Genomic DNA, 14,401 nt, shown 5'->3' on the forward strand with positions numbered 1-14,401 from the left:
ATATGACAGATACCGACGTCCGAGTACCCAGCGAAGAAGTTGTCGATCCGCCGACCAATTGGAAGATGGTGGGCAGTGGACTCGCATTTCCGTTGTTCTTCGTCATCATGTTCTGCCTGTGCTACGTCAGCGCCTTCCATGCGCCGACGCCGAATCAGGCACCGATCGTGGTGGTCGGGTCGCCGTCCGTCACGGCCCCGCTGATCGACGGAATCCAGGCTTCGTCGGGTGACAAGTTCGACATCGTTGCCACAGCCAACGCCGCCGACGCACTCTCTCGGATCGACAACCGCGATGCGATCGGCGCCATCGAGATCGGTGACACCGTGACCGCACATATCGCCACCGGCGCGGGCGCCTCGACGGTTTCCGTGGTGAGCAGCTTGGCGCATTCGGTTGCGGAGCAGACGGGGCAGCAGGTCACGGTGATCGACTCGGCGCCTGTCACGGCGCGAGACTCCTCGACCGTCGGACTCTTCTACTTCCTGATCGTCTGCACCCTCGGTGGCTACCTGACCATCACGGTGCTCAGTCAGGTTGCGCCGAGAATGCGGTTGCGAGAGCAGTATTCGATCCTGGCCGGTGCGGCGATACTCACCCCGCTCATAGCCTTCGGCATCACCAGCATCTTCATGCACGCCTTCGGGGCGTCGTTCGGCCAGATCCTGCAACTGCTGGGAATCTCGATGGTTTACACGTTCACCGTCGGTGCGGTGAGCATCCTGCTCAATCGACTGCTCGGCCAAGCCGCGATCTTCGCGGTGCTGACGGTGCTCGTTTTCATCAACTTCCCGAGTTCGGGTGGTGCCATTCCGGTGTCGTTCCTGCCGGGATTCTGGCAGCACATCCATTCGTTCTGGCTCGGATCGGCAGCCATGGAGCCCATCCGCTCCGTCATCTACTTCAGTGGCAGCGGCGCCGGACCGCACCTGCTCGTTCTGGGGATCTGGCTGGTCGCGGCACTCGGCCTGACCGGACTGCTCGCCTCTCGCCAGTCGAAAAAGGCAGCAGCGCACTGAGTGTGGTGGGGCCGGCGATTGCCGACCCCACCCGAACCCTTTACTTCAGCCGTACCGCGTCGGTGCCCGGTCCGTCGAGCATCGCGGACCCCAGCAGGATGTCCGGAATGCCGAACCCGTCGATCAGTGTCTCGACGTGGGGGCGCAGGGTGCGGCAACGCTCGTTGATTCCGCGCGTCACGGCCTTCGAACGCTCCACCGACAGATGCCGGTGCTCCATGAACCAGGCCTTGTCCTCTTCGATCACGGACAGTGCGTAGAGATCGCACACCTCGCCGAAGAGTTCCTTCGCGGTCTCGTCCTCACACGAGTCGATGCCGGCGACGAATGCTTCCAGGATGACGCGCTCGATGTGCGCCTGAGCGGCTTTGAGCACGTGGTCCTGCACGAAGTTGAACGCGTCGAACGGGTTCTCCTCGCGCTTCTGCGCTGCCTGCAATCGCCTTGCCGCAGTGGCGAGTAGGTACTCTTCGCGGTCTTCGAACATCTTCATCTGGGTGCCGCGATTGAAGAGGCTGCCGTCCTCTTCGTTGTCCTGGCGAGTGTCGACGATCGTCTGCAGGATCTGCTGCGCTGCCGTGCGTTTCTTGACCACGTCGGAGACCGTCGTAGCGGCGAAGCGCATCCAGTCGACCGGGCTCATGCCGCGGACTTCGTCGGCGTAGGAGGTGAGGAGTTCTTTTGCGACCAACTGCGTCAGAACGTGGTTGTCACCCTCGAACGTGGTGAAGACGTCGGTGTCCGCCTTGAGTGCGGTGAGGCGGTTCTCGGCGAGATAGCCTGCGCCGCCGCAGGCTTCGCGTGCCTCCTGGATGGCCCGAGTGGCATGCCAGGTGTTGGCGGCCTTGAGTCCGGCGGCGCGACCTTCGAGTTCGCGCTGCTCCTGCGGATCCGGGTCGTCGCTGCTCTGGATGTCGTGCATCGCGGCTACGAGTTCGTTCTGTGCGAACTGCAGAGCGTACGAGCGGGCGATCAACGGCAGCAGACGCTTCTGGTGGACGAGGTAGTCCATGATCAGGACTTCGTCGTCACTCTTCGGAGCACTGAACTGCCTGCGCTGCAGGGCGTATCGACCGGCGATGGCCAATCCGACGCGGGCGGCCGCTGCCGCGGAACCACCGACGGTGACACGTCCACGAACCAGTGTGCCGACCATCGTGAAGAAACGACGGTTCGGGTTCTCGATCGCCGAGCTGTACGTGCCGTCCTCGGCGACGTCGGCGTAACGGTTGAGTAGATTCTCACGCGGGATGCGGACCTGGTCGAAGACGATGCGGCCGTTGTCGACTCCGGGCAGTCCACCCTTGAGCCCGCAGTCGGACGTCGTGACGCCGGGGAGGTCGTTGCCGGCGTCGTCACGAATCGGCACGACAAAGCAGTGGACGCCCTGACTTTCGCCTCCGGTGATCAGCTGTGCGAACACCGCTGCGACGGTGGCGTGCTGGGCAGCGCCGCCGATGTAGTCCTTGCGAGAGGACGGAGTGGGGGAGTTGACGACGAACTCGCCCGTCTCGACGTCGTAGGTCGCCGTGGTTTCGAGTTCCTGGACGTCGCTGCCGTGACCGGTCTCGGTCATCGCAAAGCAACCGAGCAGGTCCAGATCGATCAGCGGCTTGACGTACGCCTGGTGGTGACGCTCGGTGCCGAGGTTTTCGATGGCGCCGCCGAACAGACCCCACTGGACGCCGGCCTTGACCATCAGTGAGAGGTCGGACATCGCGAGCATCTCGATGCTGGTGACGGCGCCACCCGCGTCGCCCGTTCCGCCGTGAGAGACGGCGAAACCGTTTGCGGCGTACCCGAGATCGGCGAGGACCCGCATCTGTTCGAGAGCCTTGGAGCGCGCAATGGCGGTGTTGGGTGTGTAGTGCGGAGCAAAACGTTCGTCGTTCAATTCGCCGCGAACGCGCTCACGCACCTCCCGCCAGCGTCCGTCGAGTGTTGTCCTGAGGTGGTCCGCTGTGGTGGCCATGGAACCGACGATAGCGCGTAGCGCACCGCGGGCAACCCGGTTCGATCCCAACCTCACATTCAGCAGGAGCCCGCGGCACCCGCTTCGATTCCTTGGCGGAAGAGTTCCTTCTCGCTCTCGGACATAGCCTGGTACGAAGGGTCGTTCTCGACGATCTTCAGGAAGTCGGCGCCCGCCGTCTGGGTCGACGTGTCGCCGCTCTGAACACGCTGCTGAACGTAGACGGACACCGCCGAACACCCGCCGAGAAACGCGGGGTCGGTGCTCGTCGCCGCGGTGGTTCGAGCCGAGTCGGTGGCGCTCGGCGGCGACGAAACTGTCGCCTTGTCGTCGTTCGAAGCGTCCGAACCACACGATGTGAGAAGAATCGCAGCCGAGACCATCAGCGTCGTCAACAGTCGCTTCATGCCCGGAATCGTCTCACGCGGGGCCCGGTTCGACCGGAAAACTCGCCTCGAGCACCGAAGTCCTACACCCTGTCGTTGTCAGATTCGACAGAACTGGGACACTGGAAGCCGTGACTGTGTCTTCCGGTGATCCCGACGTGCATGCAACGAACTCCGCTCGGCTCTTCGAACGTGCCGGCAACGTGATTCCGGGTGGCGTCAACTCGCCCGTCCGCGCGTTCGGTTCGGTCGGCGGAACACCGCGATTCATTCGCGAAGCATCCGGCTACACCCTCACCGACGTCGACGGAAACAATTACGTCGACCTGGTGTCGTCCTGGGGTCCGATGATTCTCGGGCACGCTCACCCGGCAGTCGTCGAAGCCGTTCGCGAAGCAGCCCTCGGAGGTCTCTCCTTCGGTGCGCCGACCGAAGGCGAAGTTGCCCTCGCCGAGGAAATCGTCGCCCGCGTCGCGCCCGTGGAAAAGGTTCGCCTGGTCAACTCCGGAACCGAAGCCACGATGAGCGCAGTCCGCCTCGCCCGCGGATTCACCGGACGCACCAAGATCGTCAAGTTCTCCGGTTGCTATCACGGCCACGTCGACGCCCTTCTCGCCGACGCCGGATCCGGCCTCGCGACGTTCGGGCTGCCGACCTCTCCCGGCGTGACCGGCGCTCAAGCAGAAGACACCATCGTCGTGCGCTACAACGATCTCGACGCGGTGGCCGCGGCCTTCGCGGCCAATCCCGGCGCCATCGCGTGCGTCATCACCGAAGCTGCCGCCGGAAACATGGGCGCCGTCGCACCGCTTCCCGGATTCAACGAGGGTCTGCGTCGTCTCACCCGTGAGCACGGCGCACTCCTGATCATGGACGAGGTGATGACCGGATTCCGCGTCAGTGCCTCGGGTTGGTACGGCATCGACAACGTCGCAGGCGACCTCTACACCTTCGGCAAGGTCATGAGCGGCGGCCTGCCTGCCGCAGCATTCGGCGGCCGCGCCGACATCATGGGCCACCTCGCACCGGACGGTCCCGTCTACCAGGCAGGCACCCTCTCGGGTAACCCTGTCGCCGTCGCCGCCGGACTCGCGAGCCTTCGCGCCGCCGACGCCGAGGTGTACGCCAAGCTCGGCCGGAACGCGACCGCCCTCGGCGACCTCATGACCCAAGCACTCACCGCGGAAGGCGTCGAACACCGAGTGCAGTACGCAGGCACCTTGGTGAGCGTGTTCTTCACCGAGAACACGGTGACCAACTACGACGAAGCCAAAGCCGCGCAGACCTGGCGATTCCCCGCCTTCTTCCACGCACTGCTCTCCCGCGGCGTGTACCCGCCGCCGAGCGCGTTCGAAGCGTGGTTCGTCTCCGCAGCCCTCGACGATCGAGCCTTCTCGATCATCGCCGACGCCATGCCTCACGCAGCCAAGGCCGCGGCTGCTGCCGTCAAGCCCTGAGCAGTTCCAGTTCCAGAACACCCGCACGCTTCCGACATCCATCATCTTCAGCGAGGACCCTCGACTGTGACCGACGCCGATCACCCCGACCACACGTCCACCCGCACCATCGTCCACGTCCTGCGCCACGGCGAAGTACACAACCCGCGCGGGATCCTCTACGGACGGCTCCCGGGTTTCCGGTTGTCGGTGGCGGGCGAAGCTCAGGCTCGTGCGGTCGCGTCGGTGCTCGCCGATCACGACATCACCCACGTGGTCGCGTCGCCGCTGCAGCGGGCACAAGAGACCGCGACTCCGATCGCCGAGGCACACAAGCTCGACATCGTCACGGACGAAAACCTGATCGAGGCAGGCAACGAGTTCGAGGGTCTCAAGGTTGCCGTCGGGGACGGTGCGCTCTCGCGTCCGCGTCACTGGTGGAAACTGCGTGACCCGTTCACCCCGTCCTGGGGCGAGCCCTACCTGCAGATCGCCCATCGCATGCTCGCAGCCGTCAATGCCGCACGCGTCGCGGCAGTCGGACACGAAGCCGTCGTCGTCAGCCATCAGCTTCCGGTCTGGACTCTGCGTCGATTCCTGCAGGGTGAGCGTCTCTGGCACGACCCCCGTCACCGTCAGTGTGGACTGGCGTCGTTGACGTCACTGGTCTACGAAGGCGACACCCTGGTCGACATCGTCTACTCCGAACCTGCCGGCGCCTCCGACCCGAGAGTGACAGGAGCATGATTTCGCGCCGCATCGCCGCAGCATTCGCAGCCGCTGCGTCGGCGATGCTTATTCTCTCGTCCTGCGCGACCGGCGACGACGCCGTCGCACAGGGCGGAACTTTCGACTTCGTCTCACCGGGCGGACAAACCAAGATCTTCTACGATCCGCCGTCCGACCGAGGCACCATCGGCAAGCTCTCCGGGCCCGATCTGATGAACGAAGGTCAGAAGGTCGGTGTCGAGGACTTCGAGGGCAAGGTCGTCGTTCTCAACGTCTGGGGTCAGTGGTGCGGACCGTGCCGCGCCGAAGCCGACGACCTGGAACAGGTCTACGAGCAGACCAAGGATTCGGGCGTGCAGTTCCTCGGCATCAACGTCCGCGACGACACCAAGAACAAAGCGCAGGACTTCGTGGTCGACAACAAGGTCTCGTACCCGTCGATCTACGACCCGTCGATGCGTTCGCTGATCGCCCTCGGTGACGGCTACCCCACGTCGGTCATTCCGACGACGATCGTCCTGGACCGCCAGCATCGCGTCGCCGCGGTGTTCCTCCAAGAACTTCTCGCCGAGGATTTGCTGCCCGTCGTCCAGCGAGTAGCTCAGGAAGACGCGCAGTAAAGATGACAACCACGACCACTACGCTGCTGGCCGGCAGCGACACATTGAGTGCCGGTGTGGGCGAAGCGTTTCAGAACGCGGCGTCGTCCGGTCCGCTTCTGCTCGCCCTCGGCGCCTGTGTGCTCGCCGGTCTGGTGTCGTTCGCTTCACCGTGCGTCGTGCCGCTCGTTCCCGGCTACCTGTCCTACCTGGCCGGCGTCGTCGGTGCCGACGCTCCCGCGATCACCGCCGAAGAGGCGAAGACGCGGACGATCACCCGGAGCAGTCGACTGAGGGTGGCCGGTGCGGCCGGACTGTTCGTCGCGGGCTTCACCGTTGTGTTCGTCCTCGCGACCGCGTCGGTATTCGGCGTGATCTCCACGCTGCTCGTCAACCGCGAGGTCCTGATGCGAGTGGGCGGTGTCGTCACCATCGCAATGGGTCTCGTCTTCATCGGGCTGATTCCGGCGCTGCAGAAGGACGTTCGTTTCGAACCGCGTCGCGTGTCGTCACTGGTGGGTGCGCCGCTGCTCGGGGGAGTGTTCGCTCTGGGCTGGACGCCGTGCCTCGGTCCGACATTGGCAGGCGTGATGTCCGTAGCGGCGGGAACCGACGGGATGACCGCCGCGCGTGGTGTCACGTTGATCGTCGCGTACTGCATCGGACTCGGCCTGCCGTTCATCATCTTGGCGCTGGGATCGGCGCGCGCGCTGACCGGCGTCGGCTGGTTGCGTCGTAATGCACGCACCATTCAAATTTTCGGAGGAATCATGTTGGTGGCAGTGGGAATCGCCCTCGTCACCGGCGCGTGGGACCAGTTCGTCGGCTGGGTTCGCGACGCATTTATCTCGGAGGTGACGCTGCCGATATGACAGCTGACGACAATAACGACCACCCGAAACCCGTGCTGCCGAAGCAGTCGGTGATCGGTCGAGTCGTTGCACTCGGGCGCAACACCTGGCGCGGGCTCACCTCGATGCGGACCGCGCTGGTACTGCTGTTCCTCCTCGCGCTCGCTGCGATCCCCGGCGCCCTGCTGCCACAGCGAACCCTCAACGAGGGCAAGGTCACCGACTACATCGCCGCGCGTCCGACGCTCGGTCCGTGGATGGACCGCCTCGAATTGTTCGACGTGTTCAGCAGTTTCTGGTTCACCGCGATCTATGCACTGCTCTTCATCTCGCTGGTCGGCTGCATCCTGCCGCGTTGCGTGGAGCACGCGAAGGCGCTGCGCACCCGTCCGGTGAATGCGCCGCGCAATCTTGCTCGCCTGCCGCACCACACCAAGAGCGTTGTGGACGGCGAGACTCCCGACGAACTTGCTGCCCGGGTGTCGAAAGAACTGCGCGGGTGGCGCGTCGAAACGCGTCGCGGCGATTCGAAATCACGACGCGAAGGCGAGATCACCATCTCGGCGGAGAAGGGATACCTCCGCGAGTTCGGCAACCTCGTGTTCCACCTCTCGCTGGTCGGATTGTTGATCGCGATCGCCGCGGGCAAGTTGTTCGGCTACGAGGGCAATCGCATCGTCATCGCCAACGACGGCCCCGGGTTCTGCACGACCTCGCCGGCAGTGTTCGACTCCTTCGTCGCCGGTCTGAGCCTCGACGGCACCGGCATGACCCCGCTGTGTGTACGTGTGAAGAATTTCCAGGCCGACTACCTCGAGACCGGTCAGGCCGAGATGTTCACCTCGGACATCTCGTACCAGGCAGGCGACGACCTCGAGTCCGATACCTGGCGGGACACGACCATCCAGGTGAACCACCCGCTGCGGATCGCCGGCGATCGTGTGTACCTGCAGGGACACGGATACGCGCCGACGTTCACCGTCACGTTCCCGAACGGTGAGACCCGCACCGAGACGCTCCAGTGGCGTCCGGACGACGCCACGACGTTCCTGAGCAGTGGCGCGATGCGCTTCGACCCGCCGGGCGGCATGTATCCCGATGCGGACGAGCGTCGGAAGAATCAGATTGCCATCGAAGGATTGTTCGCGCCCACAGCGCTGTTCCACGGCAACCTGCTGTCGTCGAGTTACCCGGCGATGAACGATCCGGCAGTCGCCATCGACATCTACAAGGGCGACACCGGACTCGATACCGGTAACCCGCAATCGCTGTTCGAACTCAACACCGAACTGATCAATCAGGGCCGACTGGTCAAGCAGGATCGAGTCAATCTGTTTCCGGGGGAGAGCGCGACGCTTGCCGACGGAACCCAGGTGCGATTCGATGGTGCCGTCGACTTCGTGAACCTGCAGGTCTCCCACGATCCCGCTCAGGTGTGGGTGTTGGTTTCGGCGTTGACCATGATGGCGGGCCTACTCGTCTCGCTCGTGATCAAGCGTCGCCGCGTCTGGGCACGTATCTATCCAGATGACGAACGACGTACTGTAGTAGAACTTGGTGGGCTTGCCCGCACCGACCACGCAGGCTGGGGCGACGAGTTCGACCGCCTCGCCGACCGCTTGCTGAAAAGCAATCCGACCACCGCGGTGAACCAACCGCACGCGCAGGAGAACGCCCGATGACAACGAACGAGACACTCGCGCAGTACAGCGACTGGGCCTTCAAGTCCGCCTTCACCGTGCTCGTGCTGGCGTTTGTGCTGCTCATCGTGCAGTACGCGTCGGCCAGAGCAAAGGCGGTTCAGGACAAGGAACTGGTCTCCGCCGGCGGTGTCGACGCGTCCGTGCCTGGCAGGGTCGCGGAGACTCCGAGCAAGTCGCTCTCGGAGCGATTCGGCGGAATGGGCCGAGCTGTCCTGGTCGTCGGAACGGTGCTGATCATCGCGTCGATCGTGCTCCGCGGATTTGCGACGGAACGATTCCCGCTCGGCAACATGTACGAATTCGTGGCGATGGCGTGTGCGGCGTCGTTGCTGGTCGGGCACGTCCTGTTGATCAAGCCGGCGTACCGTCCGATGTGGGTCTTCCTGCTGGTACCGGTTCTGATCTTGATGTTCCTCGCCGGCACGGTCCTTTACGCCGACGCGGCTCCCGTGGTGCCGGCGCTACGCTCGTACTGGCTTCCGATTCACGTGACGATCGTCAGCGTCGGCTCCGGAATCTTCATGATCGGCGGTATCGCGAGCCTTCTGTTCCTGCTGCGACTGAAGTTCCCGCCCGGTGAGGAAGGCACGAGCATCGGTGGCCGGATCGCAGAGCGACTGCCGGATGCCCAGACTCTCGACCGCTTGGCGTACAAGAGCACGATCATCGCGTTTCCGCTGTTCGGCGCCGGCGTCATCCTCGGTGCCATCTGGGCGGAAGCTGCGTGGGGACGCTTCTGGGGTTGGGATCCGAAGGAGACGATGTCCTTCATCGCCTGGGTGATCTACGCGGCCTACCTGCATGCGAGGGCAACGTCCGGGTGGCGGGAGACGAAGGCCGCCTGGATCAACATCGCCGGTTTTGTTGCGATGCTGTTCAATCTCTTCATCATCAACATGGTCGTCTCCGGCTTGCACTCCTACGCGGGACTCACCTGATCCTCTCGAGGTACCGTGGGTGGCTGCCGACCGGTCTGTAGGTATTACCGGTAGGTACGTCAGGGGCGGGCAACAGTTACGATGCAGCTTGGCGAATTACTAGCTGTCTGGTAGCTGTGGGATCGACGAGGGGGAGCGGCGAGATGGCCGACAAGATTGAAGACGCCGGAGCAGGATTGTGGGAGCCGGTGCGCCCTGCCGAGCCGACGCGGCGCGAGCCGCGCGCATCCGCGCCCGAGCCGTCATCGGACTCGGTTCCCAGCGACGTTCGTAGTCTCTTCGTGGCCCCGGTCGACTCCGGGCCGCTCCAGCAAGTCGCCGGCCAGGCGCCCAGTGCACCCGCCGCTCCGCCGCCGACGACGACCCCAGCGGCTCCGGTGACAGGTCCCAAGACTCCGGTCATCCAGTATCCGGCAGCGCAGCCAGGCCCGATCAACGGCCAGTTCTCGACCTCGCCTGCGATGCCGATGCAGACCTACGAACCTACGAATCGTGGAGGGTCGCTTCCGGATTCACGAACTGGCGTTCCGCAGCCTGTTCAGAATTCGCAGCCTGTTCGGAACCTGCAGCCTGTCCAGAATTCGCAGCCCGGCCCGACGGCGCATTCATCCGCGAGACCGCTCCAGCAACCGCAGGCACCTTTTTCGCCCGGCGTCCATCCGCCCAATCCCGCGATTCGGCAGTTCGGTCATCCCGGCGCTGCGCCGGTGCAGAACGGCCACGCCCTCCAGAATGGTCAGGCCGTGCCGATGGCCCCGCCGACGGCGCCACCTACTCGCGCTCCGATGCCGCAGTCCGGACTCACCTCGGCTCCGGACAGTCGCTTCGAGTCCGCTCTCCCGATGACTGCGCAAGATCTCTCGGCTGCGCTCCTCGTCAAGCGGCCTGTCCGGCCTGCCCCGGTGGGCGGCTGGCGCAAGGCGCTGTACACGTTGTCCGGCCGATCGGTGAACCTCGGAAACGGTGCAAAAGAGCAGCACCTCGTCGAGTTGACGCGCCAGATCAACCAGCCGCTGCAGGGCTGCTACAAGGTTGCGGTGCTCAGTCTCAAAGGCGGCGTCGGAAAAACCACGACCACAGCGACACTGGGGTCGATGTTCGGCTCGATCCGCGGCGATCGCGTCGTCGCTGTCGATGCAAACCCCGACCGGGGAACGCTGAGCCAGAAGATCCCGCTCGAAACTCCGGCAACAGTGCGAAACCTGCTGCGCGACGAGAACAGCATCGAGAAGTACAGCGACGTCCGTGGCTACACATCGCAAAATCGACACCGGCTCGAAGTGCTTGCCTCCGACAGCGATCCAGCAGTTTCAGAGGCCTTCAGCGGTGGGGACTACACGCGCACGGTCGACATGCTCGAGAAGTTCTACAGCATAGTTCTGACCGACTGCGGCACCGGATTGATGCACTCGGCGATGCAGGCCATTCTCGAAGGTGCAGATTCGTTGATCGTCGTCAGTTCCGGTTCCGTCGACGGTGCACGTAGCGCCTCCGCAACACTTGACTGGCTCGACGCTCACGGTTACAGCAGGCTGGTCGCCACGTCCGTAGCTGTCATCAACGCGGTACGGCCTCGCTCGGGCAAGGTTGATCTGCCGCGGGTCGTCGAGCACTTCGAGCAGCGCTGTCGAGCGGTGAAACTGATTCCGTTCGATCCGCATTTGGAAGAGGGCGCCGAAATCGATCTGGACCGGCTGCGTCCAGGTACTCGGGAAGCGGTGCTGGAGTTGGCTGCGGTGGTTGCGCAGGACTTTCCGGCCTCCCCGTTCGCGTTGACGGGGCGGTAATCGGATAGCCGGGCGAGCCCGGACGCTACGTCGACGCGTCAGTCGGCGGTACGTCCGGACCTTCCGTGCGCTTGCGTCGTGTTTGCTGGTTCACATTCCACAGGAATTCGGGATCGTCATCCGGCCCGCGTACACCGCTCACCGGGGTGCGCGTCGACGGATCGGGCCCGAATGCCTTCCACATCAGAACGATCAATGTCACCAAACCCACCAACGCCAACAGATACAACACGGCGCACCTCCTCAGGGAACTGAAGTCGAGCCTACTCAGTCTCCGCCCCGCTTCACCAGAAGTGGTGCGGACAAGCGTTTCGGCTCAGTGCGCTAGTGCTGTATCTGTCGGGTACTGCAAGATCTGTCGGGTACTGCAAAGTGCTTCGAAGTGAGGTGAAGTTGCTCAGTTGTTGTCTGCTTCGGTGGTCAGCGAGCGCAGAAGCTGCATGACCTCGGTCTCACGGAATCGACGATGTCCTCCTGGCGTGCGAAGCGAGCCCAGTCGTCCTGCGTGTGCCCAGCGGGTCACGGTCTTGGGATCGACATGAAACAATGCCGCTACCTGTCCGGGCGTCATGAGTGCGTCTGCGGCGGTATTGAAGGTTGGTGCGCTCATTGTGAGGTCCTCCATGTTGATGTCGAACGTTTGACGAACAGTGATTCCGAACCGAGCAGTGATTCCGAACTTTGGTTCCGAACCGGTGTGTCGACCAGTTGCCAAAAACCTGCGTCGAGTTTGTTTCGAAGTCCTTCGCTCACATTCGACCGTTTTCTGAGTGGTAGCGCAATGTTTGCACAGATATAGCCGGGTAGTCGATCTTTCAAGAAAAAGTAATGTTTAAGTAAAGGACAAAATGGATATAGCGGGCTCGGTCCCACCCGTATTCGGAATGGGTAACCTGAGAGGGTGAGTCAGTTGTCTGAAAACCCCGAAAATGTTCCTTCTGAGCCGGTCAAGGCCAGTAAACCTTCCGCAAACTCTGGGCAAGCAAAGTCGGCTTCCGGGCCGGTGACCAAGGGTCAACTAGCCCGCGACGTGGTGCTGTACTCGGTCGCTCGGCTGCTGCTTGTCGTCGTGATCGGTGCCGTCATCATCGGTGGCGGAAAGCTCGCCGGCACGGACGTTCCCTTGATCGTCGCGGCGCTGTTCGCAGTTCTGATCGCGCTGCCGCTGTCGTTGCTGCTCTTCGCGAAACTGCGCAAGCGTGTCAATGCGGGCATTGCGGCGGTCGACGCCCAGCGTCGGTCCGATCGTGACGATCTTCGCTCCAAGCTGCGCGGAGACGGGCGGTGACCACGGGGTCGCTCGACGTCGACCGTCGGACCTCACGCCAGTGGGTCGACAACGCGGTGCGGTTGATCGAAGCCGACGCGCAACGCAGCGCGGACACACACCTGCTGCGCTATCCGCTGCCGAGTAACTGGACCGTCCAGCTTTATCTGAAGGACGAGTCGACCCACATCACGGGGAGTCTCAAGCATCGACTCGCACGGTCGCTTTTCCTCTACGCGATCTGCAACGGCTGGGTTACCGAAGAGACCACTGTCATCGAAGCGTCGTCCGGATCGACGGCTGTCAGCGAGGCGTATTTCGCGAAGTTGCTGGGCCTGGATTTTGTTGCGGTGATGCCCGCGAGCACGAGTCCCGCCAAGATCGCGTTGATCGAGGCGCAGGGGGGACGTTGTCATTTCGTGAGCGATCCGTCGTCGATCTACTCGGAATCGCATCGGCTCGCGAGTGAGTTGAACGGTCACTACATGGACCAGTTCACCCACGCCGAGCGCGCGACGGATTGGCGCGGAAACAACAACATCGCCGAATCGATCTTCACTCAGCTCGAACACGAGGAACATCCGATTCCCGACTGGGTGGTCGTCGGAGCCGGGACGGGCGGAACCGGTGCCACGATCGGCCGCTTTCTTCGTTACCGGAAATTCGACACGGGGCTGTGCGTGGTGGACCCGGAGCACTCCGTGTTTTTCGACGCGTGGCGAGCGAGCGATCCGTCGATCGTCGGTACGCGAGGTTCCCGGATCGAGGGCATCGGCCGTCCGCGCGTCGAACCGTCGTTTGTCGGTCAGGTGGTCGACCGAATGATCAAGGTGCCGGACGCAGGCTCGATCGCGGCCGCCCGGCACGCCAGCGCAGCCCTGGGGCGCAAAGTGGGCGGCTCGACGGGGACGAACCTGTGGGGAGCTTTTGCGTTGATTGCCGAAATGATGGCGGCCGGGCGCAGCGGCAGCGTCGTCACCCTCCTGTGCGACGGCGGAGAGCGTTACTCGGGCACCTATTACAACGACGAATGGGTGGCTTCGGAAGGGATCGACCTGCTCGGCCCGACGACAGTGCTGGACGAGTTCGTCCGTTCGGGTGCGTGGACGGCCAGTTCCTGAATCGCCGGCGCCGGACCGTGTGACGGGCGGCTCATCGTCACGCGCGGCCAGGCGTCCAACCCGGACGACTGCTCGTCCGTTCTGATGCGTATCAGGCCGGGGGAGAGCGTGTTCTCGGCCAGGCGCACGAACCCGAGGCGCTCGTAGTACGGCGCGTTCCACGGAACGTCGACAAACGTCGTCAGAGTCACGAGATCGTGGTGATGGTCCGCCGCCCATTCGGTGACGGCGTCGATCAGCTGGGCTCCGAGGCCTTTGCGGGCATGATCGGGGTGAACGGAGACCTGTTCGATATGCGCGCCGCCGTCCACGATCTCGACGAGTGCGTACGCAACGGGCACGTCGTTCGCGTCGGTCTGAACCCAGATGTGCTCGGCCGCGAGAAAATCGTTCAACTCGTCGAGCGTCGGCGGTGGATCGTCTGCGATGGCGTCCATCCCGATGTCTCGGAACGGTTCGCCCGCGGCGACCTCGATCTGTTGCAGTGCGGGTAGGTCGGTGGATATGGCCGAGCGGATCACAGAAACCGTTTTACCTCGAGAAGTGCGTTTCTCCCAGCGCTACGCCTTCTGTAACGCAAACCTACGCAACCG

Annotated in this window: 15 protein-coding genes; 10 read left to right on the forward strand and 5 right to left on the reverse strand. The window is 63.6% G+C overall.

Annotated features, from left to right (window positions below; translation table 11 throughout):
* Window positions 1-2 precede the first annotated feature (2 nt).
* Entirely contained in the window at window positions 3-1,019 is a 1,017-nt protein-coding gene (locus R4P70_RS14045; protein WP_215515742.1) for an ABC transporter permease, read from the forward strand.
* A gap of 40 nt (window positions 1,020-1,059) precedes the next feature.
* Here the strand turns inward: R4P70_RS14045 and R4P70_RS14050 are convergent, their stop codons facing one another.
* Together R4P70_RS14050 and R4P70_RS14055 are read right to left on the reverse strand one after the other, a co-directional pair.
* Entirely contained in the window at window positions 1,060-2,991 is a 1,932-nt protein-coding gene (locus tag R4P70_RS14050; RefSeq protein WP_024487810.1) for an acyl-CoA dehydrogenase, read from the reverse strand.
* Window positions 2,992-3,050: 59 nt separating this feature from the next.
* Complete coding sequence (locus R4P70_RS14055; protein ID WP_007735283.1) at window positions 3,051-3,398, reverse strand: hypothetical protein; 348 nt, start codon at window positions 3,396-3,398, stop codon at window positions 3,051-3,053.
* Window positions 3,399-3,508: 110 nt separating this feature from the next.
* Here R4P70_RS14055 and hemL point away from each other — a divergent pair, with 110 nt between their 5' ends.
* From hemL to R4P70_RS14090, 7 genes are all read left to right on the forward strand, one after another.
* Window positions 3,509-4,834 (forward strand): glutamate-1-semialdehyde 2,1-aminomutase, encoded by a 1,326-nt coding sequence (gene hemL / locus R4P70_RS14060; protein WP_037129903.1) that lies wholly within the window; start codon window positions 3,509-3,511, stop codon window positions 4,832-4,834.
* 66 nt (window positions 4,835-4,900) lie between these two features.
* The gene (locus tag R4P70_RS14065) at window positions 4,901-5,560 is read left to right on the forward strand and encodes a histidine phosphatase family protein (protein ID WP_003941868.1); all 660 of its coding nucleotides are present in this window, start codon (window positions 4,901-4,903) and stop codon (window positions 5,558-5,560) included.
* Complete coding sequence (locus tag R4P70_RS14070) at window positions 5,557-6,162, forward strand: TlpA disulfide reductase family protein (protein WP_042925638.1); 606 nt, start codon at window positions 5,557-5,559, stop codon at window positions 6,160-6,162. The genes R4P70_RS14065 and R4P70_RS14070 overlap by 4 nt, the downstream gene beginning before the upstream one ends.
* Before the next feature lie 2 nt (window positions 6,163-6,164).
* Window positions 6,165-7,013, forward strand: coding sequence for a cytochrome c biogenesis CcdA family protein (locus tag R4P70_RS14075; RefSeq protein WP_007735278.1), 849 nt, complete (start codon window positions 6,165-6,167; stop codon window positions 7,011-7,013).
* Window positions 7,010-8,674, forward strand: a complete 1,665-nt coding sequence (locus R4P70_RS14080; protein ID WP_003942064.1) for a cytochrome c biogenesis protein ResB — start codon at window positions 7,010-7,012, stop codon at window positions 8,672-8,674. Before R4P70_RS14075 ends, R4P70_RS14080 begins: the two co-directional genes overlap by 4 nt.
* Window positions 8,671-9,633: a c-type cytochrome biogenesis protein CcsB gene (gene ccsB, locus R4P70_RS14085; RefSeq protein WP_047268895.1), complete on the forward strand. Its 963-nt coding sequence runs from the start codon at window positions 8,671-8,673 to the stop codon at window positions 9,631-9,633. The genes R4P70_RS14080 and ccsB overlap by 4 nt, the downstream gene beginning before the upstream one ends.
* Before the next feature lie 143 nt (window positions 9,634-9,776).
* Window positions 9,777-11,420: a MinD/ParA family protein gene (locus R4P70_RS14090; RefSeq protein WP_083471193.1), complete on the forward strand. Its 1,644-nt coding sequence runs from the start codon at window positions 9,777-9,779 to the stop codon at window positions 11,418-11,420.
* Between the two features lie 25 nt (window positions 11,421-11,445).
* Here R4P70_RS14090 and R4P70_RS14095 read toward each other — a convergent pair whose 3' ends face one another.
* Window positions 11,446-11,652: a hypothetical protein gene (locus tag R4P70_RS14095; protein WP_003941996.1), complete on the reverse strand. Its 207-nt coding sequence runs from the start codon at window positions 11,650-11,652 to the stop codon at window positions 11,446-11,448.
* Between the two features lie 165 nt (window positions 11,653-11,817).
* Window positions 11,818-12,030, reverse strand: coding sequence for a BldC family transcriptional regulator (locus tag R4P70_RS14100; RefSeq protein ID WP_003942029.1), 213 nt, complete (start codon window positions 12,028-12,030; stop codon window positions 11,818-11,820).
* Window positions 12,031-12,321: 291 nt separating this feature from the next.
* Here R4P70_RS14100 and R4P70_RS14105 point away from each other — a divergent pair, with 291 nt between their 5' ends.
* Both R4P70_RS14105 and R4P70_RS14110 read left to right on the forward strand, forming a co-directional pair.
* Window positions 12,322-12,708 carry a DUF4229 domain-containing protein gene (locus R4P70_RS14105; protein ID WP_030535490.1) on the forward strand — a complete coding sequence of 129 codons (387 nt, stop codon included), beginning with the start codon at window positions 12,322-12,324 and terminating at the stop codon, window positions 12,706-12,708.
* Window positions 12,705-13,808 (forward strand): PLP-dependent cysteine synthase family protein, encoded by a 1,104-nt coding sequence (locus tag R4P70_RS14110; RefSeq protein WP_003941980.1) that lies wholly within the window; start codon window positions 12,705-12,707, stop codon window positions 13,806-13,808. The genes R4P70_RS14105 and R4P70_RS14110 overlap by 4 nt, the downstream gene beginning before the upstream one ends.
* Here the strand turns inward: R4P70_RS14110 and R4P70_RS14115 are convergent.
* Window positions 13,706-14,329: a GNAT family N-acetyltransferase gene (locus tag R4P70_RS14115; protein WP_007728507.1), complete on the reverse strand. Its 624-nt coding sequence runs from the start codon at window positions 14,327-14,329 to the stop codon at window positions 13,706-13,708. The genes R4P70_RS14110 and R4P70_RS14115 overlap by 103 nt on opposite strands.
* Window positions 14,330-14,401: the final 72 nt, after the last annotated feature.

The organism is Rhodococcus sp. IEGM 1241 (assembly GCF_033142365.1).
Taxonomy (GTDB): Bacteria; Actinomycetota; Actinomycetes; order Mycobacteriales; family Mycobacteriaceae; genus Rhodococcus_F; species Rhodococcus_F erythropolis.

Bases quoted from the DNA above. Each gene is read 5' to 3' on its own strand.
- R4P70_RS14050 (WP_024487810.1), bottom strand. From the start codon at position 2,991: ATGGCCACCACAGCGGACCACCTCAGGACAACACTCGACGGACGCTGG.
- R4P70_RS14080 (WP_003942064.1), top strand. From the start codon at position 7,010: ATGACAGCTGACGACAATAACGACCACCCGAAACCCGTGCTGCCGAAG.
- ccsB (WP_047268895.1), top strand. From the start codon at position 8,671: ATGACAACGAACGAGACACTCGCGCAGTACAGCGACTGGGCCTTCAAG.
- R4P70_RS14100 (WP_003942029.1), bottom strand. From the start codon at position 12,030: ATGAGCGCACCAACCTTCAATACCGCCGCAGACGCACTCATGACGCCC.
- R4P70_RS14075 (WP_007735278.1), top strand. From the start codon at position 6,165: ATGACAACCACGACCACTACGCTGCTGGCCGGCAGCGACACATTGAGT.
- R4P70_RS14070 (WP_042925638.1), top strand. From the start codon at position 5,557: ATGATTTCGCGCCGCATCGCCGCAGCATTCGCAGCCGCTGCGTCGGCG.
- R4P70_RS14090 (WP_083471193.1), top strand. From the start codon at position 9,777: ATGGCCGACAAGATTGAAGACGCCGGAGCAGGATTGTGGGAGCCGGTG.
- R4P70_RS14055 (WP_007735283.1), bottom strand. From the start codon at position 3,398: ATGAAGCGACTGTTGACGACGCTGATGGTCTCGGCTGCGATTCTTCTC.
- R4P70_RS14045 (WP_215515742.1), top strand. From the start codon at position 3: ATGACAGATACCGACGTCCGAGTACCCAGCGAAGAAGTTGTCGATCCG.